Origin of the sequence: Burkholderia sp. MS455 (assembly GCF_016899445.1) — a bacterium.
Lineage (GTDB): Bacteria > Pseudomonadota > Gammaproteobacteria > Burkholderiales > Burkholderiaceae > Burkholderia > Burkholderia pyrrocinia_C.
In genome coordinates this window covers 476,870-500,361 of record NZ_CP041779.1, presented here as the reverse complement: position 1 = coordinate 500,361, position 23,492 = coordinate 476,870, and the positions used below count along the sequence as shown (strand labels likewise).

Below are 23,492 nucleotides of genomic sequence, written 5' to 3'. Positions count from 1 at the left end.
GCTCGTTTTTCATCGATCTGCTGTTCTACCACCTCAAGCTGCGATGCTATGTGGTGATCGAGTTGAAGGGCGGCAAGTTCAAGCCTGAGCACCTCGGGCAGTTGGGCTTCTACCTGACGGCAGTGGACACACAGGTGAAGCACCCAGATGACGCCCCGACCATCGGCCTGCTGCTATGCAAAGGCAAGAACAAGGTGGTGGCCGAGTATGCGTTGCGCAACAACACCCAGCCGCTGGGTGTGGCCGAGTACCAATTGGTCGAGTCCCTGCCCGCCGAATTGCAGACCAGCTTGCCTAGCATTGAGCAGATTGAGCGGGAGCTGGGCAAGCCTATGGATGATGGCGAAGAGGAGTGATGCGATGAGCCAACCCCTGCCGCGCTCCGAGCGCAACTCACAGAACCGCGTGGCGCGGCTGTTTACTACCCCGCTGGCCGATAGCGGCAAGGGCTACGAACACCTGGGCAACTGGAGCAAACGCGACAACAACCGCGCCATTGAAGTCGACCTGCTGCGCGCCAATCTGGCCGCACGCGGCTATTCGCCTGCCCACATCAGCGCCGCCTTGCAGAAACTGGAAGTCGCGGCGGATGTCACTGGCATCACGCCCTATCAGGCCAACCTGCGCACCTACCAGCTGCTGCGCTATGGCGTACCGGTGCAGATCGCGGCGGGACAGTCGCACGAGACGGTGCAGTTGATCGACTGGGTACAACCCGAGCGCAATCATTTCGCGCTGGCTGAAGAAGTGACACTAAAGGGCGAGAACACCCGCCGGCCGGATATCGTGTTGTACATCAATGGCCTGGCAATGGCAGTGATTGAACTCAAACGCAGTTCGGTGGATGTGGGCGATGGCATCCGCCAGCTCATAAGCAATCAGGAGGAAGCCTTCAACCAGGGCTTCTTCAGCACGGTGCAGTTACTGCTGGCGGGCAGCGATGCGCAGGGCCTGCGCTACGGCACCACTGGCACACCGGAGCAGTTCTTCGTGCAGTGGAAGGACGAGGAACCACAAGCCACGGCCACCGAAGGTGCCTTGCTGGATCGCCCGTTGGCACAGATATGCGGCAAGGCGCGGTTGCTGAACGTGATTCGCAACTTCGTGATCTTCGACGCGGGCTTCAAGAAGGTACCCCGGCAGCACCAGTACCAGGGCATCAAGGCCGCTCAGGAGCGCATTGCCAAACGCGAGGGCGGCGTGATCTGGCACACTCAGGGCAGCGGAAAAAGCATCCTGATGGTACTGCTGGCCAAGTGGCTGCTGGAACATGACCCGCAGGCGCGGGTGCTGGTGGTGACCGACCGCGACGAACTGGACAAGCAGATTGAAGGTGTGATGCGCAACGCCGGGGTGATCGGCGAGGAGTCCCCTTCACCGCGCATCACCTCGCGGGCGGACTTTGTGCAGAAACTCGGCGCCACCACGCCGCGCCTACTGTGTGCGTTGATCCACAAGTTCGATGCCGCCGACCTCAAGGGCGAGCCGCCGCCAATTCACGGACGCTTCTACGTATTCGTGGACGAGTGCCACCGCACCCAGGGCGGCAACATGAACAAGCAGATGAAGCGCTGGCTGGCCGATGCGATTTTCATCGGTTTCACTGGCACACCGCTGCTGCGCAAGGACAGGCAAACCACCCGGGATGTGTTCGGCACCTATATCCACACCTACAAGTTCCACGAAGCGGTGGCTGACAGAGTGGTACTGGATCTGAAATACGAGGCGCGCGACGTGCCGCAGCGGTTGACCTCACGCGAGGCCATCGACGCCTGGTTCGAGAAGAAAACGCGCGGGCTGAACAACTTCCAGAAATCCATCTTGCGCAAGCGCTGGGCAACGATGGAGGAGTTGATGAGCGCCAAAGAGCGCAAGGACCGCATCGTCGCCAACATCATCGAAGATTTCAGCCTCAAGCCCCGCCTGGACAATGATCGTGGCACGGCGATTCTGGTGGCTGCCTCAATCTACGATGCCTGCCATTACTTCCGGCTGTTCCAGAACACCCATTTTGGCCCCCATGTGGGCGTCATCACCTCGTACGAACCCAACCCGGCGGCCATCTCGAAGGAATCCTCCGGCAGCGACGAACGCTACAAGTACGACACCTACAAGCAGTACGTGCTACGCAACGGCCAGACCACCAAACAGTACGAGGACGAAACCAAGCGCCGCTTCATCGAGGAACCAGCCAGCACGAAGCTGCTGATCGTGGTCAGCAAGCTGCTCACCGGCTTCGACGCGCCCAGTTGCACCTACATCTACCTAGACAACGAACTGCACGACCACAACCTGTTCCAGGCCATCTGCCGTACCAACCGGCTCGATGGTGACGACAAGGACTATGGCCATATCGTCGATTACAAGGAACTGTTCGGTGACGTGCAGCAGGCCATTGCGGTGTACAGCTCCGACGAGTTGGACATCGACGCGGGCAACGGTGGCGACAACAACGTTCATCTGAAGAACTGGCTGGAAGAAGGCCGCAAGCAACTGGACGAGGCCCGGGAAGCGCTGCATTACCTGTGCGAGCCGGTTCTGCAGCCGCGTGACCTGGAGCATTTCATCCACTATTTCTGCGGCCATGCCGGTGATCCAGAGGCACTGCTGGAAAGCGAGGCGCTGCGCATTACCTTTTACAAGGCGGTGGCGACCTACCTGCGTGCCTTCGCGGCCATCGCCCAAAACCTGGCCGAGGCGGGTTACGCCGATAGCGAAGCAGATACCTTGCGGCGGGAAACCGAGTTCTATGCCGAGGTGCGTTCGGCCATCAAGCACTACAGCGGCGAAGAACTGGACATCAAGCCCTACGAGGCTGACATGCGCCACCTCATCAACACCTATATCCAGGCCGAGCGGGTGAAAGGCTTGGGTGAACTGGCCGAACTGTCGCTGACCGAGTTGATCATCGAGACCGGCATCCACGACGCCATCGCCAAAAAGCTCAATGAGAAGGGCAAGCTGTCGAAAAACGCCATTGCGGAAACCATCATCAATAACGTCCGCAAGACCATCATCCGTGACCGCCTGACCGATCCGCGCTTTTACGAACAGATGTCCAAGCTGCTTGATGACCTGATCCAGCAAAGCCGCGAAAGCACCGAAGCCTACGAAGCATTCCTGCGTAATGCAGAAGCCCTGGTGAAGAAGGTGCACGAGAAACAGCACGACAGTGATGAACCCGCCATCCTGCGCGACAATACCAGTGCGCTGGTGATTTATCGCAACCTGCCAGACATCATTTCCGATGACGCCCAGCCTGGGGATAGCATCGTCAAAGAGCCGGAGGCGGATTACGGTGACCCGTTGGCCTTTTTGGCACTGAAGATCGACCGCCTGATGCGTGACGAAGCCCCGGCGGGATGGCGCGGCGACGAAGCCAAAGAACGCATTGTTCAGAACATCCTGTACCCACTGACAGGCCGCAACCGCGAGGCCACGCTCAAGCTGTTTGATCTGCTAAAAAATCAGCCGGGCTATTGATGGCACAGACGCACATACGCCTGGGGGAACTGGACATCACCGTCACATTCAAGGCCGTGAAGAATGTTCATCTTTCCGTGCATCCGCCCGAGGGTAAGGTGACGCTGGTAGCGCCAACAGGTACACGGCTGGAAGTGGCGCGTGCCTATGCCGTTTCCAAATTACGCTGGATTCGCCAGCAACAGGCGCAATTGCTGGCACAGGCACGCGAAACGCCTCGTCGATTTATTACCAGGGAAAGCCATTACATCTGGGGACGCCGCTATCTGCTCACAGTGGTGGAGCGCGATGCTCCGCCTATCGTGAAGATGGATCACCGACGCATCACACTGAACGTTCGTCCTGGAGCCGATGCAGGCAGGCGCGAAGCTATCTATCAACGTTGGCAACGATCCTTGTTGCATGAAGCGATTCCAGCTTTGATCGCGCATTGGGAACGACGTATCGGCGTGAAAGTTGAAGGATATTTTCTACAGCGAATGAAAACCAAATGGGGCAGTTGCAATCACCGGCGGGCTCATATTCGGCTCAATACGGAACTGGTCAAGAAGCCTCGTGACTTGCTCGAATATGTGATCGTGCACGAGATGATCCATCTGGTCGAGCCGACGCACAATGAGCATTTCATCGCCTTGCTCGATCATCACTATCCCGCCTGGCGGGATGCTCGTGCGGAACTGAACGCGCTCCCCCTGGGACAGGCAGTTTGAGTATTGCTATCAGCCCAGATAAATCGAGACTACACCGATCCTCTTATGTCCTAGTTCAAGACTGATGCGCTATCGAACTTGTTGATCTTGTAGAGGCGCTGATCAGCGGACATGCCCGAATAACGAACTCCTCCGGCTGCGGGTGCTTCCCAGCCGGTCAAGGCCTCATAGCGCGTCTGTGCATATTGATGCCGCAGTCCATACATATTGCTTATCCGCGGCCGCCTACCCGCTGGAAAAAACAAAGGCCAGACCGGCAAATGTCGGTCTGGCCCTGTTTAATTGCAGGAGCCACTCTGTCAGCCGGCGCAGAACGCTTACGCCCGCCGCCACGCCGTCACATCACTGCATCACGTCGCCGACACCCGCCGCCCCGCGCTCGCCTGCGCATCGCGGCCGCGCTTGTTCAGCCACGACGCAAACAGCACGATCAACGCCAGCACGGCCGTCGCACCGACTTCCATCCGGTGCTCCTCGCTCACGAACATCACGGTCAGCGTGCCGCAGATGAACAGGATCACGGCCCACGTGAGCCACGGGAACATCCACATCCGCAGCGTCAGGTCGGCGCCGCCCGATTCGAGCGTCTTGCGCATCCGCAACTGCGAGATCGCGATCACGAGATACACGAGCAGCGCGATCGCGCCCGACGTCGCGAGCAGGAAGCCGAACACCTGCTCCGGCATCAGGTAGTTCGCGATCACGGTCACGAAGCCGAATGCCGTCGACGCGAGCACGGCCGCACGCGGCGTGCCGGTCGAATCGGTGCGATGCAGGAACGCAGGCGCGTCCTTGCGCTTCGACAGCGAGAACAGCATCCGCGACGCCGTGTACAGCGCCGAATTCAGGCAGCTCGCGACCGATACGAGCACGATCACGTCGATGATCGCCTTCGCGTTCGGGATGCCGATCAGCTCCATCGCGCGCTGATACGAGCCGTGCTTCGGCAGCAGCGGGTCGTTCCACGGCACGATGGCCGCGACGACGAGAATCGAGCCGAGATAGAACAGCGTGATGCGCCAGATCACCGAGTTGGTCGCACGCACGATCTGGCGCTGCGGATTGTCCGATTCGGCGGCCGCGATCGTCACGATCTCGGTGCCGAGGAACGAGAACATCGTCGTCAGCATCGCCGCCAGCACCGCACCGGCGCCGTTCGGCATGAAGCCCTGATGCGCGAACAGGTTCGACACGCCCGATACGGCCGGCGCCGGTATGATCCCGACGATTGCCGCGCCGCCGATGCACAGGAACACGACGATTGCGACGACCTTGATCAGCGCGAACCAGAATTCGAATTCGCCGTAGTTCTTGACGGAAAAGAGGTTGGTGACGGTGAGCAGCAGCGTGATGCCGAGCGCGAAGATCCAGGTCGCGATGCCCGGGAACCATGCATTGAGGATGGTTGCCGCAGCCGTTGCCTCGATCGGGATCACGAGCACCCAGAACCACCAGTACAGCCAGCCGATCGAGAAGCCGGCCCAGTGGCCGATCGCGCGATCGGCATAGGTCGAGAACGAGCCGCTGTCCGGATGCGCGACGGCCATCTCGCCGAGCATGCGCATCACCAGGACGACCAGCACACCCGCGATCGCATACGCGAGTATCGACGCCGGACCGGCTTCCGCGATCGCGTGGCCGGAGCCGACGAACAAACCGGCGCCGATGACGCCGGCAATCGACATCATCGTCACGTGACGCTGCTTCAGGCCCGTGCCGAGGCCTGTGTTGCTTCCACTCATCTGTCTCTCTCCAAAAAACGGTTCCGATACGACCGGGTGTCGCGTGAAGGCGGCGCGGGGAGTTGTCGTTCTTGAATCCGGCTGCGACCGCGCACGCATCGCACGCGGGCATGGGGCCGGATGGGGCCGTTCGGGTCGGTACGCCGCGCAGTCTGCGAAGCTGCGTGGGCGATGCGGCGCACGAGGCGCCGGCGCATCGCGTGCGCCCGTTCCGTCGGCTTTCGTCAGCCGCCTTCGAAGCGAAGGAGTGTAAGCATCAAACGGTTCTTCACTAAGAACCAATTGAAGAATTTCGATGGGACCACTTGTTGCATCGATGCGAACCGATGCAACAAGTGGTCCGGTCGGCGCCGGCTCGGCGCCGTCAGGGCGCTTCCGTCAAAGGCAATCCGGCAGTGTGGCGCGCCGGACGCTCAGTTCCGGCCGCGCGCGGCTTCGTCACGCCATTTGGCAGGCACGATGGCGTGCCATTCCCGCAGAAGCATGTTTTTCACGGCGTCGGGATGCGCGGCCGACAGGCGCACCAGCACGATCGGCCAGCCCGCGTAGTGATCGGTCACGTAATACACGTCGGGTTCCGATTCGATCAGCCACGCGCGTTCGTCGGGGCCGACGCCCTTCACGACGAGCGTGTCGCCGTCCTCGCGCAGCCGCGCGAGCAGCTTGCCCTTCACCTTGAGTGCGGGCGTGCCGTACGACGTGCCTTCCTCGACGCCGCGCCACGCCAGCGCGATCTGCCGGACTTCGTCGAATGTCACGATGCCTCCCCGACCGTTGGTCGACGGTTGACGGTCCGGCCACCCTATCGGAAATCGCGCGGCACGCCCAGCGGCGTGCGCTATCCGCCGGCCGCGCGCGCGGACACCGGCGCACGTCCGGTGGTCGCGACGATGGCGAACGCGATCGCATTGGCGACGGCGCTCGCGAGGATCGGCACGAGATAGCCGCCCCCCGCGTCGTAGATGAAGCCGGCGGCGGCTGGCCCGATCAGCGTGCCGAACGCGACGCTCGTGTACAGGATGCCGATGATCGCGCTCACGTTGCGTCCGCCGAAATAGTCCATCACGACCGCCGGCAACACGGCGACCCAACCGCCGTAGAACACGCCGAACACGAGTGCGAACGCGGCAAGCGTCGCAACGGTGCCGGCGCCCGCCCACGCAATGAGCGCGACGGCCATGCCCGCGAACATCGCGAGCAGCGATACGCGGCGGCCGAAGCGGTCGGCGATGCCGCCGAGGAAAAAGCGGCCGGCCGTGCTGCCGACGCCGATCGCGCCGAGCAGCAGCACGGCCGTCGATGGCGCGACGCCATGATCGAGCGCATACGGCACGAGGTGGACGAACGGGACGAATACGCCGAACGAGCATACGAGACAGGCGGCGTAGAGGCTCGCGAACGGCCGCGACGTGACGGCCTCGCGCACCGTCGCGCCAGCGTGCACGGTCGTGGCGGCTACGGAAGCACTGGTATTCCGGCCGCCGCCGCCGGCCGCATCGCCATCCGGCAACAACCCGCGGCCGCGCGGATCGTTCTCGATCAGCAGCGACATGCCTGCCCCCAGGACCACCGCGAGCGCTGCCAGCGTGAAATAAGCCCCGCGCCAGCCGACATGCGCGATCAGCGCGGACGCGAGCGGCGGCATCACGAGCGTGCCGACGCCGATCCCCGCGACCGCGAGCCCCGACGCGAAGCCGCGCCGGCGGACGAACCAGCGCTGCACCGCGCCGACGGCCGGCACATAGGCGCAGCCGACGCCGAGACCGACACCGAGCCCGTACGCGACATAGACCTGCAGCAGCGTGTGCGCGGCGCCGGCGGCGGCGAGCCCCGCCCCCGTCAGCAGCATGCCGGCGACGGCGAGCCGCCGCGAGCCGAAGCGATCCGCCAGCGGCCCGCTGACGATACCGAAGCCGAAATACAGGAAGCCGGCGAGCGAGAACACGAGCGAGATCTGCCCGCGCGATGCGGCGAAATCGCGCTGCAGCGACTCGACGAACGCGCTGAACGTATACGCGCTGCCGAACCCGACGAACGTGACGGCGAACGCGGCCGCGACCACGTACCAGCCGTAGAAGTGGCGCGATGCGCCCGGGCGGTTCATGACGATGCTCCTCTCAGGTCCCTTCGGACGCCGCGCGGCGTCCGGATTGCCTCATGGATATAGTTGAACTATGTTGATCGCATCGGCCGCCGCAAGGCAGCCCTGAAGAATGCGATCCGATGCGACAACGGTACTCGCGCGTACGCGTCGTCTCAAACGATATTTCGTCGGCCTTTCGCTTTAGAAAATCTGAATGAATCGTTCCCGCCTGCCGCCGCTCAACGCGCTGCGTGCATTCGAAGCGGCCGCCCGCCACCTGTCGGTGAAGTCGGCGGCCGAGGAGTTGTCGGTCACGCCCGGCGCGGTGAGCCAGATGATCCGCACGCTCGAGACGCATCTCGGCGTGCAGCTGTTCGAGCGCGTCAACCGCGGCATCCTGCTGACGGCCGCCGGCCGCGACTACCTGCCGCCGGTGCGCAATGCGTTCCGGCAGATCGCCGATGCGTCGCAGCGCGTGTCGGGCGCCGCCGACAGCGGCGTGCTGACGGTGAGCGTCACGCCGTTCTTCGCGTCCGCGTGGCTCGTGCCGCGCCTCGCGCAGTTCCGGCACGCGTGCCCGGACGTCGACCTGCAGATCGTCACGAGCCATGCACTCGCCGATTTCGCCCGCGACGGCGTCGACGTCGCGATCCGTCACGGCCTCGGGCGCTACATCGGGCTGTGCAGCGAGCGCCTGCTGACGGTGGAAATCGTCGCGCTCGCGTCGCCCGAACTCGTCGCGCGGCTCGGCATGCCGGCGACACCGGCCGATCTCGTCGGCTGGCCGCACCTGCACGATGCCGAGCGCAAGGGCTGGCACATCTGGTTCGGCGCGCAGCGTATCGACGATTTCGGCCCGCCCCGCGGCCCCGCGTTCGACGACTCCGGCCTGTTGCTGCAGGCGATCGTCGCCGGCCAGGGCGCCGGGCTGCTGCCGGCCGCGATGGTGCGCGGCGAGCTCGAAAGCGGCCGGCTCGTGCAGCTCGCCGACGTCGCGTGGCTCGACGATTTCGCGTACTACCTCGTCTATCCGCCGCATCACGCGGAACGGCCGAAGGTCGCCGCGTTCCGCCGGTGGATTCTCGACGCCGCGCAGGCCGACGGCGCGGCATCGATGTCCGGCACGGCTTGACGTCGCTCGACCGCGAGGCGCCGGCGCCGATCCATGGCCGATCAGCTAACATGCGGCGCGGGCCATCGGCCCGACATCGATAACAACAGACCGAGAGAGACCATGCCTGCCCTGCCCCGCCGAGCGACGCACGTCGCGACGCTGTCGATCGCGCTCCTCGTTGCGTGCGCCGCCCTGCCTCCTTCCGCATATGCGTACCGCGCACCGCCCGGCTACGGCAACGAAGCCGATCTCGACCGTCACGACACGTATCACAACCGCGACGGCGAAACCGTGCATGCGCCCGCACATTCGAAATCGGGCCGCGTGCCCGACGGCGCAAGCGCGCGCTGCCGCGACGGCACGTACAGCTTCAGCCGCCACCGGCGCGGCACGTGCTCGGGGCACGGCGGCGTCGCCGCGTGGCTATGAACGCCGCGCGCCAGAATGCCTGCGTCGTGCCAGCGACACCCGGCGGCGAAGTACAATAGCCGCTCGCGCCGCCGCCACACGGCGACGCCGCCGCGCCTTGCGCGGCACGCTCCGTACCGAATCACCCGACGCCGCCATGCCAGCGCGCTGCGCGGCCGTCTCAACTTCTGACTTTCACACCCAAATGGCCCAATACGTTTTCACGATGAACCGGGTCGGCAAGATCGTGCCGCCCAAGCGCCAGATCCTGAAGGACATCTCGCTGTCGTTCTTTCCGGGCGCGAAGATCGGCGTGCTCGGCCTGAACGGCTCGGGCAAGTCGACGCTGATCCGCATCATGGCGGGCGTCGACAAGGACATCGAAGGCGAAGCGACGCCGATGCCGAACCTGAACATCGGCTACCTGCCGCAGGAACCGCAGCTCGACCCGACGAAGACCGTGCGCGAAGCCGTCGAGGAAGGCCTCGGCGACCTGTTCCAGGCCAACAAGAAGCTCGAAGAGATCTACGCGGCGTATGCCGAGCCGGACGCCGACTTCGACGCGCTCGCGGCCGAACAGGCGAAGTACGAGGCGATCCTCGCGTCGAGCGACGGCGGCAGCCCCGAGCAGCAGCTTGAAGTGGCCGCCGACGCGCTGCGCCTGCCGGCGTGGGACGCGAAGATCGAGCACCTGTCGGGCGGCGAAAAGCGCCGCGTCGCGCTGTGCAAGCTGCTGCTCGAAAAGCCCGACATGCTGCTGCTCGACGAACCGACCAACCACCTCGACGCCGAATCGGTCGACTGGCTCGAACAGTTCCTGGTGCGCTTCCCGGGCACCGTCGTTGCCGTCACGCACGATCGCTACTTCCTCGACAACGCGGCCGAGTGGATTCTCGAACTCGACCGCGGCCACGGCATTCCGTGGAAGGGCAACTACAGCAGCTGGCTCGACCAGAAGGAAGAGCGCCTGAAGCAGGAAGAAGCGTCGGAATCGGCTCGCCAGAAGGCGATCAAGAAGGAACTGGAGTGGGTGCGCCAGAACCCGAAGGGCCGTCAGGCGAAGTCGAAGGCACGTATCGCACGCTTCGAGGAGCTGAACAGCCAGGAATACCAGAAGCGCAACGAGACGCAGGAAATCTTCATTCCGGTCGGCGACCGCCTCGGCAATGAAGTGATCGAGTTCAAGAACGTCAGCAAGGCGTTCGGCGACCGCCTGCTGATCGACAACCTGAACCTGAAGATCCCGGCCGGTGCGATCGTCGGCATCATCGGCCCGAACGGCGCCGGCAAGTCGACACTGTTCCGGATGCTGACGGGCAAGGAGCAGCCGGATTCGGGCGAGGTCGTGATGGGCCCGACGGTGAAGCTCGCATATGTCGACCAGAGCCGCGATGCGCTCGACGGCTCGAAGACGGTGTTCGAGGAAATCTCGGGCGGCGCCGACGTGCTGACGGTCGGCAAGTACGAGACGCCGTCGCGCGCGTACATCGGCCGCTTCAACTTCAAGGGCGGCGACCAGCAGAAGATCGTCGGCAACCTGTCCGGCGGCGAACGCGGCCGCCTGCACCTCGCGAAGACGCTGATCTCGGGCGGCAACGTGCTGCTGCTCGACGAACCGTCGAACGACCTCGACGTCGAAACGCTGCGCGCGCTGGAAGACGCGCTGCTCGAATTCGCGGGCTCGGTGATGGTGATCTCGCACGATCGCTGGTTCCTCGACCGGATCGCGACGCACATCCTCGCGTTCGAAGGCGATTCGCAGGTCACGTTCTTCGACGGCAACTACCAGGAGTACGAAGCCGACAAGCGCGCGCGCCTCGGCGAGGAAGCCGCGAAGCCGCACCGACTGCGCTACAAGCCGATCAGCCGCTGACCGGCGCGGCCCCGGGGGCCCGGCACTGCGGCAACGCGGGGCCGGATGCCGTAGGTGGCCGCTCCAGGAGGCAAAACGACAAAGCGGGCCCGTGGCCCGCTTTTTTTATCTGCCGGGCGCCCGCCCGCCGCCTACGCGAGCGCGCCCAGCTCGCGCAACCGCGCCTCGGTCTGCGCCGCGCTCGTGTGATGAATGCCGTGCCAGCCGAGCGCCGTCGCGGCCGCGGCGTTCTTCGCGTTGTCGTCGATGAACACGAGCTCATGCGGCGCGATGCCCGGCAGGTGCGGATCGATCCGCGCGTGCATCTCGCGGTAGATCGCCGGATCGGGTTTCACGAGCTTCACGCGGCCCGACACGACGATGTCCTTGAAGCGCCGCAGGACCGGGAAGTTGTCCCACGCATACGGAAACGTCTGCGCGGACCAGTTCGTCAGCCCGAACAGCGGCATCCCCTGCGCGTCGAGCCGGTCGACGAGCGCGGCGCCTTCGTCGAGCACGCCGCCGATCATCTCGTACCAGCGTGCGTAGAACGCGCGGATCAGCGCGTCGTGCTCCGGAAACTTCGCGACGAGCTCGGCCGTACCTTCCTCGATCGTCTGCCCGCCGTCCTGGCGAATCACCCAGTCCATCGCGCAGACATGCGTGAGGAACCAGCGTCGCTCGTCCTCGTCGGGAATCAGTTGCCGGTAAAGGTAGTCGGGGCTCCAGTCGATCAGCACGCCGCCGAAATCGAACACCACGGCCTTGATCGTCATGCGAACTCCGCGGCGAGCACGTCGGCGAGAGGACGCGGCGTGACCGCGTTGCCCGACAGCGAATTGTTTGCCCAGACGAAGTGATGATGCGCGACGATCTGCGCGGCCGACAGGTGCGCGCGCTCGTTCGTCGTATGCAGGTCGGACACGACGGTCGTCCGGTAGCCGAGCAGTGCCGCACGGCGCGCGGCCGAATCGACGCAGAACTCGGTCGCATAGCCGCAGATCAGCACCGAACGGATGCCGTGGCGGTCGAGCTGCGCCGCGAGCGGCGTGTCGTGGAACGAGTCGCTCACCTGCTTGCGCACGCGCCAGTCGTCGCTCCCGACGACCAGCCCCGCATGCAGCTCCCAGCCCGGCGTGCCGGGCACGATGTCGTCGTCCGCGTCGCCGTCGTGCTGCACGAAGCACACGGGCGCATTCGCCGCGCGTGCCGCCGCCGTCAACCGGTTGATGCCCGACACCACGTCGTCGAGCCGGTACGCGGGCTGTGCCCGCTCCACCAGCCCGCGCTGCATGTCGACCACGATCACTGCGGTGTCCGCCATGTTTTACCCTCGCTGTTGTGGTTCGGCCGCCGCCCGGCCGTTATCGCACGCCGCGTCAGATCGGCTGCGTGCGCGCGTCGAGCCATGCCTTCGCGTCGCCGCTCAGGTGCCGGCCGACGCGCTCGCGCACCGTCGCGTGATACGTGTTCAGCCACGCGCGCTCTTCGTCGTGCAGCATCTCGATCAGCACGCAGCGCGTGTCGATCGGGCACAGCGTCAGCGTCTCGAACGCGAGGAAATCGCCGAACTCGGTCTTCCCGGCCGCGCGGTTCACGACCAGGTTCTCGATCCGGATGCCCCACTGGCCGGGGCGGTACACGCCCGGCTCGATCGACGTGATCATCCCCTCTTCCATCGCCGTGTACGGCTCGGCCGGCGCGTAGTGCGAGATGACCTGCGGGCCCTCGTGCACGTTCAGGAAATAGCCGACGCCATGCCCCGTGCCGTGGCCGTAGTCGAGCCCGGCCGCCCACATCGGCGCGCGCGCGATCGCGTCGAGCATCGGCGAGCGGATGCCGCGCGGGAAGCGTGCGCGCGACAGCGCCATCATCGATTTCAGCACGATCGTGAAATCGCGCCGCTGCAGGTCGCCGACGGTGCCGACCGGCACGACGCGCGTGATGTCGGTCGTGCCCGTCACGTACTGGCCGCCCGAATCGATCAGCAGCAGGCCGTCGCCGGCGATCGTCGCGTGCGACTCGGGCGTTGCATGGTAATGCGGCATCGCGCCGTTCGCGTTGAAGCCGGCGATCGTCGCGAAGCTCGGCGACACATAGCCGGGGCGCCGTGCGCGCGCGGCCGTGAGTTTCTCCTCGATCGTCAGTTCGGTGATCGTCTCGCGGTTCACTGCCTGCTCGAACCAGGCGAAGAATTCCGCGAGCGCGGCGCCGTCGTGCTCCATCGTCACGCGCACGTGCTCGATCTCGGCGGACGTCTTGCGCGACTTCGCGAACGTCGACGGATTCACGGCCTCGACGAGCTTCACGCCGGCCGGCACGGCCTCGAGCGTGCCGAACGTCACGCGGCGCGGGTCAACCAGCAGCGTCGCACCGTCGGGCAATGCCGCGAGCGATGCGCGCGCGGCATCATATGCACGGACGTCGACGCCGTCCTGCGCGAGCGACGCGGCCAGCGCCGGCGACACCTTGCCGTCGGCGACGAACAGTGTCGCGCGATCGGCGCCGATCATTGCGTGCGCAACGAACACGGGATTGAAGTTGACGTCGGCGCCGCGCAGGTTGAACAGCCAGGCCAGATCGTCGAGCGTCGACACGAAATGCCACTGCGCGCCCTGCGCGTGCATCGCGCGGCGCACTTCCGCCAGCTTGCTCGCGCGCGTCGTGTCCGCCTGCGGCGCCGCGTGCTCGAACACCGCGTCATCGGGCAGCCCCGGCCGCTCGGGCCAGATCGCGTCGAGCAGGTCGAGATCGGTGCGCAGCGCAATGCCGCGCGCGCTCAGCGCGGCCGTCAGCCCGCGCGCGGCCGCGACGCCGAGCACGGCGCCGTCGACGCCGACCGTCGCGCCCGCCGCCACGTTCTGCGCGAGCCAGTCGACGTGCGGCGCGCTCTGCTGCCCGCCCGTCATCTTCATCAACTGCACGCCCGTGCCGGCCAGTTCGGCATCGGCCTGCACCCAGTAGCGGCTGTCGACCCACAGCCCCGCGAAATCCGCGGTCACGACCAGCGTGCCGACCGAGCCCGTGAAGCCGGACAGCCAGCGGCGGGCCTGCCAGCGCTCGGGCAGGTATTCGGACAGATGGGGATCGGCGGACGGCACGAGATAGGCGGCCAGGTCCTCGCGGGCCATGGCGCCGCGCAGCAGCGCGAGGCGGGCCGGCACCGACGAGACTTCGGGAAGACGGGCATTCATGATTTCACCTGAGAGCATTCAGCGACGGGCCGACAGCGCGACCGTCACGGCTACGGCAAGGAACGCGACGCCGGTGCAGACCGGCCATTCGAGCGTCTCGCCATCGTAAAACAGTCCCGAGAGATTGCCGGCCATGCGGGCGGCAGCCGCACCCACGATGCCGACGAGTACCGCGACCCACCACGCCGGCCGGCCCGTGCGCCGCATCGGGTGCAGCCATCGGCCGAACAGCCCGATGGCCGCTCCCAGGACAAGGATTCCAAACCAGTTCATTCGACGCCTTCTATAAATTCGGATTCGTCCCATAGGCGTGAACGTTGCCAGCGGCTAGCATCGATTCATCCATCGAACCCGAGACCAGCCGGGCGCCGCGAACGTTCGAGTGTAGGGGCCGACTCGACGTTATGGCAAGCGCGCACCGGCTACCGTATTGAAGAAACTCTCATGCGAATCGCTCTGATCGATCCGGAGGCGCGTCATGCCGCGCTCCTGAACCGCCTGCTCTTTGCAGGCGGTCATGTGTGCCACGCGTTTTCGTCCAGCACGGCGTTCTTCGAATGGCTCGCCACCGACACCTGCGACATGCTGATCACCGGCAACTGGGCCGGCGACCAGCCTGCCGAGGAAGTCATACCGCGCGCGCAGACGATCCTGCCCGGGCTGCCGGCCATCGCCGTGATGCAGTTGCCGCGCGAAAGCGAAATCGTATCGTGCCTGCACGCGGGCGCCGACGATTGCCTCGTGCGCCCCGTGAGCGGGCCCGAACTGCTCGCGCGCGTCAACGCGCTGAGCCGGCGCGCCGGCGTGCGCCGGCCGCCGACCCGCTCGCGCGAAATGTATGGCGAATACGCATTCGACGCCACGCATTGCCTTGTGCGCTTCGGCAACGCAATCGTTTCCCTCACGCCCAAGGAGTTCCGCTTCGCGCAGTTGCTGTTCGCGAACCTGTCGCGGCCCGTGTCGCGCGCCCATATCCTCGAAACGGTGTGGGCCCGCCGCCGCGACATGAAGTCGCGCACGCTCGATACGCATGCGTCCCGGCTGCGCAGCAAGTTACAGCTGCTTCCGGAGCATGGCTACCGCCTGTTGCCGCTCTACGGCTATGGCTACCAGCTCGACCGCGTGCCGATCGAGCCCCCCAATTCCCGGCCGCGCCACGCCGATGCCCGGTATGCGGCGAGTGAGGAAATCGCTGAAACGCTATAATATGGGGCTAAACGATAGCCCTCGATATGCAACTCCTCACGATCGGAATCAATCACCACACTGCGCCTGTCGCCCTGCGCGAACGCGTGGCGTTTCCGCTCGAGCAGATCAAGCCGGCTCTCGTCACGTTCAAGAACGTGTTTCTCGGGCCCCAGGCGCCCAATACGCCCGAAGCGGCGATCCTCTCCACCTGCAACCGCACCGAACTGTATTGCGCGACCGACGATCGCGCGGCACGTGAAGGCGCGCTCCGCTGGCTGTCGGAGTATCACCGGATTCCGGTCGACGAGTTCGCCCCGCATGTTTATGCGCTGCCTCAGTCGGAAGCGGTCCGCCATGCATTCCGCGTCGCATCCGGCCTCGATTCGATGGTGCTTGGCGAAACGCAGATTCTGGGCCAGATGAAGGACGCCGTGCGCACCGCGACGGAAGCCGGCGCGCTCGGCACCTATCTGAACCAGCTGTTCCAGCGCACGTTCGCGGTAGCGAAGGAAGTACGCGGCACGACCGAGATCGGCACGCAATCGGTGTCGATGGCCGCCGCCGCGGTCCGCCTCGCACAGCGGATCTTCGAAAAGGTATCGGATCAGCGCGTGCTGTTCATCGGCGCCGGAGAGATGATCGAGCTGTGCGCGACGCACTTCGCCGCGCAAAGCCCGCGCGAACTCGTCGTCGCGAACCGCACGGCCGAACGCGGCCAACGGCTCGCCGAACGCTTCAACGGCCGCGCGATGCCGCTCGCTGATCTGCCGGCCCGCATGCAGGAATTCGACATCATCGTGTCGTGCACGGCGTCGACGCTGCCGATCATCGGCCTCGGCGCGGTCGAGCGCGCGGTGAAGGCGCGCCGCCACCGGCCGATCTTCATGGTCGATCTCGCGGTGCCGCGCGACATCGAGCCCGAAGTCGGCAAGCTGAAGGACGTGTTCCTCTACACCGTCGACGATCTCGGTGCGATCGTGCGCGAAGGCAACGCATCGCGCCAGGCGGCGGTCGCGCAGGCAGAAGCGATCATCGAGACGCGCGTGCAGAATTTCATGCAATGGCTCGACACGCGCAGCGTCGTGCCCGTGATTCGTCACATGCATACGCAGGCCGACGCGCTGCGCCGTGCCGAAGTCGACAAGGCGCAGAAGCTGCTCGCGCGCGGCGACGATCCGGCCGCCGTGCTCGAAGCGCTGTCGCAGGCGCTGACCAACAAGCTGATCCACGGCCCGACGAGCGCGCTCAACCGCGTGAACGGCGCCGATCGCGATTCGCTGATCGACCTGATGCGCGGCTTCTACCAGCACGCGCCGCGGTCGAACGACCAGTCCGGCCACTAGCGCCGGCCGGTCGCCCTGCCGCCGGCCGCGAGCCGGCCTATCCTTTCCGAATACCCTTGCCCGGGAGCGCCGCTCCACACCATGAAGACGAGCATGCAACGCAAGCTCGACCAGCTGTCCACACGGCTGGCCGAACTGAACGACCTGCTGAGCCGCGAAAACGTCACGGCCGATCTCGACCAGTACCGCAAGCTGACGCGCGAACATGCGGAACTCGGCCCGGTCGTCGAGCAATACGCGCTGTGGCGCCAGTCGCGCAGCGACGAAACGGCCGCGCAGGAGCTGCTCGCCGATCCGTCGATGCGCGATTTCGCCGAGGACGAGATCCGCAGCGCGCGAGAAAGCATGGCCCGCCTCGAGGTCGAGTTGCAGAAAATGCTGCTGCCGAAGGATCCGAACGACGATCGCAACATCTTCCTCGAAATCCGCGCGGGCACGGGCGGCGACGAATCGGCGCTGTTCGCGGGCGACCTGCTGCGCATGTACCTGCGCTTCGCGGAACGCCATCGCTGGCAGGTCGAGATGATGTCGGAGAGCGCGTCGGATCTCGGCGGCTACAAGGAAGTGATCGTGCGGATCGCGGGCCAGGGCGCGTATTCGCGCCTGAAGTTCGAATCGGGCGGCCATCGCGTGCAGCGCGTGCCGGCGACCGAGACGCAGGGGCGCATCCATACGTCCGCGTGCACGGTCGCGGTGATGCCGGAAGCCGACGAGATCGGCGAGGTCGAGATCAATCCGGCCGACCTGCGGATCGATACGTTCCGTGCGTCCGGCGCGGGCGGCCAGCACATCAACAAGACCGATTCGGCGGTGCGCGTCACGCACATCCCGACCGGCATCGTCGTCGAGTGCCAGGACGACCGTTCGCAGCACAAGAACAAGGATCGCGCGCTGAAGGTGCTCGCCGCGCGCATCAAGGACAAGCAGTATCACGAGCAGCACGCGAAGGAAGCGGCGACGCGCAAGAGCCTGATCGGCTCCGGCGACCGCTCGGAGCGGATCCGCACGTACAACTTCCCGCAAGGCCGGATGACCGATCACCGGATCAACCTGACGCTGTACCGGCTCGAGGCGATCATGGACGGCGATCTCGACGAACTGATCGGCGTGCTCGTCAGCGAGCACCAGGCCGAACTGCTCGCGTCGCTCGGCGACGCCGACTGAGGCCGCGATGCCCGACACCACCGCCGACGAACTGCTGCGCGCGTCGCCGCTCGACGCGGTCGATGCGCGCGTGCTGCTCGCGCACGCGCTCGGCTGGACCCGCACGCAACTGATCACGCGTGGCGACGCACCGCTCGACGCTGCCGCGGTCGAACGTTATCGCGCGCTCGAAGCGCGCCGCGTGGCCGGCGAACCGGTCGCGCAGCTCGTCGGGATGCGCGAATTCTTCGGCCGGCCGTTCGACGTGACGCCCGACGTGCTGATCCCGCGCCCCGAAACCGAACTGCTCGTCGAAGCCGCGCTCGACGCGATCGACGGGCTGCCGCATCCGGCCGTGCTCGATCTCGGCACCGGCAGCGGCGCGATCGCCGTATCGATCGCGGCCGAGCGTCCCGACGCACGCGTGTGGGCGCTCGACCGTTCGCCGGCCGCGCTCGCAGTCGCGCAACGCAACGCCGGCAAGCTGCTCGACGCGCACCGCCCCGGCGGCCCACTGCACTGGCTGCAGAGCGACTGGTACACGGCGCTCGATCCGGCGCTCGCATTCGACACGATCGTCAGCAACCCGCCGTACATCGCGCAGCACGATCCGCACCTCGCGCAGGGCGACCTGCGTTTCGAGCCGCGCGGCGCGCTTACCGACGACGCCGACGGCCTCAGTGCGATCCGCACGATCGTCGCGGGCGCCGGCGCCTACCTGAAACCGGGCGGCACGCTGTGGATCGAGCACGGCTACGACCAGGCCGAAGCAGTCCGCGCGGTGCTGTCGTCGCACGGTTTCGTCGCGGTCGAATCGCTCGCCGATCTGGCTGCGATCGAACGCACGACCGGTGGCCGCCTGCCGGGCTGATGCCCGGCCCGCCCGGTTGAAATCCGCTATCATTTCGATCTAACGCCCCGCAAACGCAAGGTCAGTCATGGACACCCAACAACGTATCAAGCAAATCGTCGACGAAAACCAGGTCGTGCTCTTCATGAAGGGCAACGCGCAATTCCCGATGTGCGGCTTCTCGGGCCGCGCGGTGCAGGTGCTGAAGGCCTGCGGCGTCGACCAGTTCAAGACGGTCAACGTGCTCGAGGACGACGAAATCCGCCAGGGCATCAAGGAATTCTCGAACTGGCCGACCATCCCGCAGCTCTATGTGAAGGGCGAATTCATCGGCGGCTCGGACATCATGATGGAGATGTACCAGTCGGGCGAGCTGCAGCAACTGTTCGCCGCCGCGTAACACGCCCCACCCGCTCCCCTTTCGATGGCATCTCCCAGCGCGCCGCCACGCCGGCTGATCGTCGCGATCACCGGCGCCACCGGTGCGATCTACGGCGTGCGGCTGCTCGATCTGCTGCGCGCCGCCGGCGGCGTCGAAACGCATCTGCTGATTTCGAACGCCGGCTGGCTCAACATCCAGCATGAACTGAAGCTGCCGAAGGCCGATGTCGAAAGCCGTGCGGACGTCGTGCATTCGGTGCGCGACGTCGGTGCGACGATCGCGTCGGGCTCGTTCGCAACCGATGGGATGGTGATCGCGCCATGCTCGATGAAGACGCTCGCGAGCGTCGCGCACGGGCTGTCCGACAACCTGATCACGCGCGCGGCCGACGTCACGCTGAAGGAACGCCGCCGTCTCGTGCTGATGGTGCGCGAAACGCCGTTCAACCTCGCGCATCTGCGCAACATGACCGCCGTCACCGAAATGGGGGGCATCGTCTTTCCGCCGTTGCCCGCGTTCTACGCGATGCCGAAGACGATCGAGGAGCTCGTCGATCAGACCGTCACCCGCGTGCTCGACCTGTTCGCGCTCAGCGCACCGCTGACGACGCCGTGGGCCGGCATCCGGCACGCGCAGTAAGCCGATCGCCGCCCCCGCTTCTTCGTTCATCTTCGCCGATTCAATCGTCAACTCATTAGAATTCACGCGTACTGACGTCCATCCGCACCAGAGCGCGTTGCATCGCGACGATTATCAACAAACAAGCATCAATCAAATTCCGCGGCGCAGATTTATCAATGCACGGTGCACGCCTATAGTCACAGGCAAACCCTTTTGCAGGCCACCGCCATGAACCGCTTGCCTTCGCTGTACCTGTCCCACGGCGCGCCGACGCTGCCGATCGACCCGACGCTGCCGTCCGGTGCGTTCACGCACCTCGGCGCCGAATTGCCGCGCCCGCGCGCGGTGCTGATGCTGTCCGCGCACTGGGGCACGCAACAGCCGGTCGCGAGCGTCGCCGCGCACCCGGAAACGATCCACGACTTCTACGGCTTTCCGCGCGCACTGTACGAGATCCGCTATCCGGCGCCGGGCGCCCCCGACGTCGCCGAGCGCGCGGCCGCGCTGCTGAACGCGGCGGGCATCGCGACCGCGACGACCGAGCACGGGCTCGACCACGGCGCGTGGGTGCCGATGCTGCTGATGTTCCCGGAGGCCGACGTGCCGGTCGCGCAGTTGTCGATCCAGCCGCGCGCGGACGCGGCCCATCACTTCGCGCTCGGCCGCGCGCTGCGGCCGCTGCGCGACGAAGGCGTGATGGTGATCGGTTCGGGCCAGATCACGCACAACCTGCGTGCCGCCGATTTCGGCGCGGCGCCCGAGGATGCGGACCCGCGCGTGGCGGAATTCACCGACTGGTTCGAGGCGAAGCTCGCCGCGCGCGACGTCGACGCGCTGCTCGACTACCGCCGGCAGGCACCGCATGCGGCGCTGATGCATCCGACCGACGAACATCTGCTGCCGGTGTTCACGGCGCTCGGCGCGGCGGACGACGACTACCAGCTCGGCATCCAGTCGCTCGGCACCTACCAGCGCGTGCTCGCGATGACGAACTACGTGTTCGCGAGCGCGGCCGCCTGAATTCCGCGAGACAACCGGCGACAACAAACAAAAAACCCGCCCGGGCATTGCCCGGGCGGGTTTTTTTCGCTGCTTCCTGCCGCCGCCGGATCCGGCGGCAGGTCACGCGTCAGACACCGACCCCTTCGAGGATCTCGTCGTGCGACTCGCGCTCGTCGAGATACTGGGTCCGGTAGCCGGTATTCACGCCCCAGAAGTAGAACACGAGCGAAATCGCGGCAACGATCAGCATGTCCCAGCCGTACGGCAGATAGCCGTGACCGCCGAATTCCTTGCTGCCCGTCAGCGACAGCACGGCCATCGTCGGCAGGTACGCGACCAGCCACCATGCGGCCTTCAGGTCGGCGCCCCAGCCGGTCCAGCCCGACTTCGCCTGGAAGTAGAAATACACCGGCAGTGCGACGATCATCAGCAGGATGATTTCGCCCGTCAGCGGCCACTTCGCCCAGTACAGGATCAGCGACGCGCAGACGAACGCGAACGGTGCGATCAGCTTCATCAGCGGAATCGACAGCGGGCGCTCGATGTCGGTCGCCGCGCGGCGCAGCGCCATCAGGCTGATCGGGCCGGTCAGGTACGAGATCACCGTCGCGACCGAGATCACCGCCGCGAGCGAGCTCCAGCCCCGGAAGAAGAACAGGAAGATGAACGAGACCAGCAGGTTGAACCACATCGCCTGGCGCGGCACGCCGTAGAGCGGGTGCACGTTGCCGAACATCTTCGGCATCGTGTTGTTGCGCTCCATCGCGTAGATCATCCGGGTGGTCGTCGCCATGTAGGTCGTGCCGGTGCCGCTCGGGCTGATGAACGCGTCGACGTACAGCAGGATCGCAAGCCAGTTCAGGTTCAGCGCGATCGCGAGTTCCGCGAACGGCGACGAGAAATTGAAGTGCGACCAGCCCTGCGCGACGTCGGCCGGATTCACCGAGCCGATGTAGGCCACCTGCAGCAGCACGTAGATCACGAGCGCGATGAGGATCGACGAGATCACCGCGAACGGCACGCTGCGCGACGGATTGCGCGCTTCGCCCGCGAGGTTCACGGGGCTCTGGAAGCCGTTGAACGCGAACACGATGCCGCTCGTCGCGACCGCGGTCAGCACCGCCGACCAGCCGTACGGCGCGAAGCTTGCATTGGATGCAGTGCCGAGGTTCTCCGAATGGAAGCTCGTCAGCATCAGGCCGAGGATCGTGAGGCCGGGGATCAGGAACTTGAAGATCGTGATTGCGGTGTTCGCACGCGCGAAGGCCTTCACGCCCCAGTAGTTCAGCATGAAGTAGATGACGACCAGCACGGCCGACAGCAGCAGCCCTGGTGTCGTCAACTCGCCGTTCACGAACAGGCTGTGCGCCCACGGATACGGCCACGTGCTCATGTATTGGATCGACGCTTCGGCCTCGATCGGGATCACGGAGACGATCGCGATCCAGTTGGCCCATGCGCTGATGAAGCCCACCAGCGAACCGTGCGAATAGCGCGCGTAGCGCACCATGCCGCCCGACTCGGGGAACATGGCGCCCAGTTCGGCGTAAGTCAGTGCAATCGCGAGAATCACGACCGCGCCGATGATCCATGCGCAGATCGCCGCCGGACCGGCAATCTTCGCGGCCTTCCAGGCGCCGAACAGCCAGCCCGAGCCGATAATCGAACCCAGCCCCGTCAGCATCAATGCAAACGGGCCGATGTTCCGTTGAATAGAACTCTTCACATCCTCTCCTGTGTCTCAAAAAGCATGGTCGGCCCGCAGTCCGGGATCGGCTCGGACAGCACCGCGCACGCATTCTTGGGGGGACGAGTCATCCGATCGGGGCAACCCGTCCGCGCGGCGCGTAGTTTAACGGTTGCACCTCGAACGTGGCGCCAAAATCGTTCGTCCCCTACAAAAAATTCGCATCGCTCGCAAGCTTTGTAAACCTGATCTACGCAATAACCCTGAGAGCATGGAAATACGGTTGACCACACGATCGATTAGCCGTATAAAGGACTTCGCAGGATTTCAAGCGGCGAGTGAATTGGTTCTTTCGTAGTTCGCCCATCAACGGTACTCCGGTTGGTCCTATTACCCCCTTCCTTGATTTTCCGCACCCCATGGGCTTCGGCCCCGTTTTATCTTTTTAGGAACAAGTAACATGGCAACCGGTACCGTCAAGTGGTTCAATGACGCAAAGGGCTTCGGCTTCATCACCCCGGAAGGCGGCGGCGACGATCTGTTCGCGCACTTCTCGGAAATCCGCACCGAAGGCTTCAAGACGCTGCAAGAAAACCAGAAGGTCGAATTCGAAGTGAAGACGGGCCCGAAGGGTCTGCAAGCTGCGAACATCAAGCCGCTGTAAGTTCTGCGCGAGATTTGATGTAAAAA

At 65.2% G+C, this 23,492-nt stretch carries 21 protein-coding genes and 1 pseudogene; 14 read left to right on the top strand and 8 right to left on the bottom strand.

Features of this window, described 5'->3' with window-relative positions; translation table 11 throughout:
* Positions 1–5 precede the first annotated feature (5 nt).
* The 3 genes and pseudogenes from FPJ27_RS21445 to FPJ27_RS21435 form a co-directional block, all read left to right on the top strand.
* Positions 6–356 (top strand): annotated as a pseudogene (locus FPJ27_RS21445) (PDDEXK nuclease domain-containing protein); the annotation flags it as partial.
* Between the two features lie 4 nt (positions 357–360).
* Entirely contained in the window at positions 361–3,483 is a 3,123-nt protein-coding gene (locus tag FPJ27_RS21440; protein WP_204425637.1) for a type I restriction endonuclease subunit R, read from the top strand.
* Positions 3,483–4,193: a SprT family zinc-dependent metalloprotease gene (locus FPJ27_RS21435; RefSeq protein ID WP_204425635.1), complete on the top strand. Its 711-nt coding sequence runs from the start codon at positions 3,483–3,485 to the stop codon at positions 4,191–4,193. The genes FPJ27_RS21440 and FPJ27_RS21435 overlap by 1 nt, the downstream gene beginning before the upstream one ends.
* A gap of 350 nt (positions 4,194–4,543) precedes the next feature.
* On the opposite strand, the gene gabP is transcribed toward FPJ27_RS21435, so the two are convergent.
* The 3 genes from gabP to FPJ27_RS21420 form a co-directional block, all read right to left on the bottom strand.
* Positions 4,544–5,935, bottom strand: coding sequence for a GABA permease (gene gabP / locus FPJ27_RS21430; RefSeq protein WP_204425633.1), 1,392 nt, complete (start codon positions 5,933–5,935; stop codon positions 4,544–4,546).
* A 413-nt stretch (positions 5,936–6,348) separates the two neighbouring features.
* On the bottom strand, positions 6,349–6,693 hold the full coding sequence (locus tag FPJ27_RS21425; protein ID WP_204425630.1) for an MmcQ/YjbR family DNA-binding protein: 345 nt from the start codon (positions 6,691–6,693) through the stop codon (positions 6,349–6,351).
* 80 nt (positions 6,694–6,773) lie between these two features.
* The gene (locus FPJ27_RS21420) at positions 6,774–8,039 is read right to left on the bottom strand and encodes an MFS transporter (RefSeq protein ID WP_072443028.1); all 1,266 of its coding nucleotides are present in this window, start codon (positions 8,037–8,039) and stop codon (positions 6,774–6,776) included.
* Positions 8,040–8,232: 193 nt separating this feature from the next.
* Between FPJ27_RS21420 and gcvA the strand changes: the two genes are divergently transcribed.
* From gcvA to ettA, 3 genes are all read left to right on the top strand, one after another.
* Positions 8,233–9,150 (top strand): transcriptional regulator GcvA, encoded by a 918-nt coding sequence (gene gcvA / locus FPJ27_RS21415; RefSeq protein ID WP_072443026.1) that lies wholly within the window; start codon positions 8,233–8,235, stop codon positions 9,148–9,150.
* A 102-nt stretch (positions 9,151–9,252) separates the two neighbouring features.
* Complete coding sequence (locus FPJ27_RS21410) at positions 9,253–9,561, top strand: DUF3761 domain-containing protein (protein WP_204425627.1); 309 nt, start codon at positions 9,253–9,255, stop codon at positions 9,559–9,561.
* A 184-nt stretch (positions 9,562–9,745) separates the two neighbouring features.
* Positions 9,746–11,413 (top strand): energy-dependent translational throttle protein EttA, encoded by a 1,668-nt coding sequence (gene ettA, locus FPJ27_RS21405; protein WP_072443022.1) that lies wholly within the window; start codon positions 9,746–9,748, stop codon positions 11,411–11,413.
* A 131-nt stretch (positions 11,414–11,544) separates the two neighbouring features.
* Here the strand turns inward: ettA and FPJ27_RS21400 are convergent, their stop codons facing one another.
* The 4 genes from FPJ27_RS21400 to FPJ27_RS21385 are packed head-to-tail and all read right to left on the bottom strand — an operon-like array spanning position 11,545 to position 14,859.
* On the bottom strand, positions 11,545–12,168 hold the full coding sequence (locus FPJ27_RS21400) for an HAD-IA family hydrolase (protein ID WP_204425625.1): 624 nt from the start codon (positions 12,166–12,168) through the stop codon (positions 11,545–11,547).
* The gene (locus tag FPJ27_RS21395; RefSeq protein ID WP_072443018.1) at positions 12,165–12,716 is read right to left on the bottom strand and encodes a cysteine hydrolase family protein; all 552 of its coding nucleotides are present in this window, start codon (positions 12,714–12,716) and stop codon (positions 12,165–12,167) included. Before FPJ27_RS21395 ends, FPJ27_RS21400 begins: the two co-directional genes overlap by 4 nt.
* Before the next feature lie 55 nt (positions 12,717–12,771).
* A complete protein-coding gene (locus FPJ27_RS21390; protein ID WP_072443016.1) occupies positions 12,772–14,586 on the bottom strand; it encodes an aminopeptidase P family protein in 1,815 nt (604 codons plus the stop codon).
* An 18-nt stretch (positions 14,587–14,604) separates the two neighbouring features.
* Entirely contained in the window at positions 14,605–14,859 is a 255-nt protein-coding gene (locus tag FPJ27_RS21385; RefSeq protein ID WP_204425623.1) for a hypothetical protein, read from the bottom strand.
* A 171-nt stretch (positions 14,860–15,030) separates the two neighbouring features.
* On the opposite strand from FPJ27_RS21385, the gene FPJ27_RS21380 reads away from it, so the two are divergent.
* From FPJ27_RS21380 to FPJ27_RS21350, 7 genes are all read left to right on the top strand, one after another.
* A complete protein-coding gene (locus FPJ27_RS21380; protein ID WP_072443013.1) occupies positions 15,031–15,792 on the top strand; it encodes a response regulator transcription factor in 762 nt (253 codons plus the stop codon).
* A 26-nt stretch (positions 15,793–15,818) separates the two neighbouring features.
* Positions 15,819–17,117, top strand: coding sequence for a glutamyl-tRNA reductase (gene hemA, locus FPJ27_RS21375; protein ID WP_204425621.1), 1,299 nt, complete (start codon positions 15,819–15,821; stop codon positions 17,115–17,117).
* An 81-nt stretch (positions 17,118–17,198) separates the two neighbouring features.
* Positions 17,199–18,281 carry a peptide chain release factor 1 gene (gene prfA, locus FPJ27_RS21370; RefSeq protein ID WP_034183706.1) on the top strand — a complete coding sequence of 361 codons (1,083 nt, stop codon included), beginning with the start codon at positions 17,199–17,201 and terminating at the stop codon, positions 18,279–18,281.
* Between the two features lie 7 nt (positions 18,282–18,288).
* A complete protein-coding gene (gene prmC / locus FPJ27_RS21365) occupies positions 18,289–19,131 on the top strand; it encodes a peptide chain release factor N(5)-glutamine methyltransferase (protein WP_204425618.1) in 843 nt (280 codons plus the stop codon).
* A 67-nt stretch (positions 19,132–19,198) separates the two neighbouring features.
* Positions 19,199–19,510: a Grx4 family monothiol glutaredoxin gene (gene grxD / locus FPJ27_RS21360; protein WP_011883132.1), complete on the top strand. Its 312-nt coding sequence runs from the start codon at positions 19,199–19,201 to the stop codon at positions 19,508–19,510.
* Positions 19,511–19,534: 24 nt separating this feature from the next.
* Positions 19,535–20,131, top strand: a complete 597-nt coding sequence (locus tag FPJ27_RS21355) for a UbiX family flavin prenyltransferase (RefSeq protein ID WP_034183704.1) — start codon at positions 19,535–19,537, stop codon at positions 20,129–20,131.
* A 210-nt stretch (positions 20,132–20,341) separates the two neighbouring features.
* Positions 20,342–21,133: a class III extradiol ring-cleavage dioxygenase gene (locus FPJ27_RS21350; protein WP_034183703.1), complete on the top strand. Its 792-nt coding sequence runs from the start codon at positions 20,342–20,344 to the stop codon at positions 21,131–21,133.
* 109 nt (positions 21,134–21,242) lie between these two features.
* Here FPJ27_RS21350 and FPJ27_RS21345 read toward each other — a convergent pair whose 3' ends face one another.
* Positions 21,243–22,841 carry an APC family permease gene (locus FPJ27_RS21345; RefSeq protein WP_111015414.1) on the bottom strand — a complete coding sequence of 533 codons (1,599 nt, stop codon included), beginning with the start codon at positions 22,839–22,841 and terminating at the stop codon, positions 21,243–21,245.
* Between the two features lie 421 nt (positions 22,842–23,262).
* Between FPJ27_RS21345 and FPJ27_RS21340 the strand changes: the two genes are divergently transcribed.
* Positions 23,263–23,466 carry a cold-shock protein gene (locus FPJ27_RS21340; protein ID WP_034183701.1) on the top strand — a complete coding sequence of 68 codons (204 nt, stop codon included), beginning with the start codon at positions 23,263–23,265 and terminating at the stop codon, positions 23,464–23,466.
* The last annotated feature ends 26 nt before the right edge of the window (positions 23,467–23,492 follow it).

What these genes read in the sequence shown, in the direction of transcription:
- FPJ27_RS21440 (WP_204425637.1), top strand. Translation starts at nt 361, where the DNA reads ATGAGCCAACCCCTGCCGCGCTCCGAGCGCAACTCACAGAACCGCGTG.
- FPJ27_RS21435 (WP_204425635.1), top strand. Translation starts at nt 3,483, where the DNA reads ATGGCACAGACGCACATACGCCTGGGGGAACTGGACATCACCGTCACA.
- gabP (WP_204425633.1), bottom strand. Translation starts at nt 5,935, where the DNA reads ATGAGTGGAAGCAACACAGGCCTCGGCACGGGCCTGAAGCAGCGTCAC.
- FPJ27_RS21420 (WP_072443028.1), bottom strand. Translation starts at nt 8,039, where the DNA reads ATGAACCGCCCGGGCGCATCGCGCCACTTCTACGGCTGGTACGTGGTC.
- gcvA (WP_072443026.1), top strand. Translation starts at nt 8,233, where the DNA reads ATGAATCGTTCCCGCCTGCCGCCGCTCAACGCGCTGCGTGCATTCGAA.
- FPJ27_RS21410 (WP_204425627.1), top strand. Translation starts at nt 9,253, where the DNA reads ATGCCTGCCCTGCCCCGCCGAGCGACGCACGTCGCGACGCTGTCGATC.
- ettA (WP_072443022.1), top strand. Translation starts at nt 9,746, where the DNA reads ATGGCCCAATACGTTTTCACGATGAACCGGGTCGGCAAGATCGTGCCG.
- FPJ27_RS21400 (WP_204425625.1), bottom strand. Translation starts at nt 12,168, where the DNA reads ATGACGATCAAGGCCGTGGTGTTCGATTTCGGCGGCGTGCTGATCGAC.
- FPJ27_RS21395 (WP_072443018.1), bottom strand. Translation starts at nt 12,716, where the DNA reads ATGGCGGACACCGCAGTGATCGTGGTCGACATGCAGCGCGGGCTGGTG.
- FPJ27_RS21390 (WP_072443016.1), bottom strand. Translation starts at nt 14,586, where the DNA reads ATGAATGCCCGTCTTCCCGAAGTCTCGTCGGTGCCGGCCCGCCTCGCG.
- FPJ27_RS21385 (WP_204425623.1), bottom strand. Translation starts at nt 14,859, where the DNA reads ATGAACTGGTTTGGAATCCTTGTCCTGGGAGCGGCCATCGGGCTGTTC.
- FPJ27_RS21380 (WP_072443013.1), top strand. Translation starts at nt 15,031, where the DNA reads ATGCGAATCGCTCTGATCGATCCGGAGGCGCGTCATGCCGCGCTCCTG.
- hemA (WP_204425621.1), top strand. Translation starts at nt 15,819, where the DNA reads ATGCAACTCCTCACGATCGGAATCAATCACCACACTGCGCCTGTCGCC.
- prfA (WP_034183706.1), top strand. Translation starts at nt 17,199, where the DNA reads ATGAAGACGAGCATGCAACGCAAGCTCGACCAGCTGTCCACACGGCTG.
- prmC (WP_204425618.1), top strand. Translation starts at nt 18,289, where the DNA reads ATGCCCGACACCACCGCCGACGAACTGCTGCGCGCGTCGCCGCTCGAC.
- grxD (WP_011883132.1), top strand. Translation starts at nt 19,199, where the DNA reads ATGGACACCCAACAACGTATCAAGCAAATCGTCGACGAAAACCAGGTC.
- FPJ27_RS21355 (WP_034183704.1), top strand. Translation starts at nt 19,535, where the DNA reads ATGGCATCTCCCAGCGCGCCGCCACGCCGGCTGATCGTCGCGATCACC.
- FPJ27_RS21350 (WP_034183703.1), top strand. Translation starts at nt 20,342, where the DNA reads ATGAACCGCTTGCCTTCGCTGTACCTGTCCCACGGCGCGCCGACGCTG.
- FPJ27_RS21340 (WP_034183701.1), top strand. Translation starts at nt 23,263, where the DNA reads ATGGCAACCGGTACCGTCAAGTGGTTCAATGACGCAAAGGGCTTCGGC.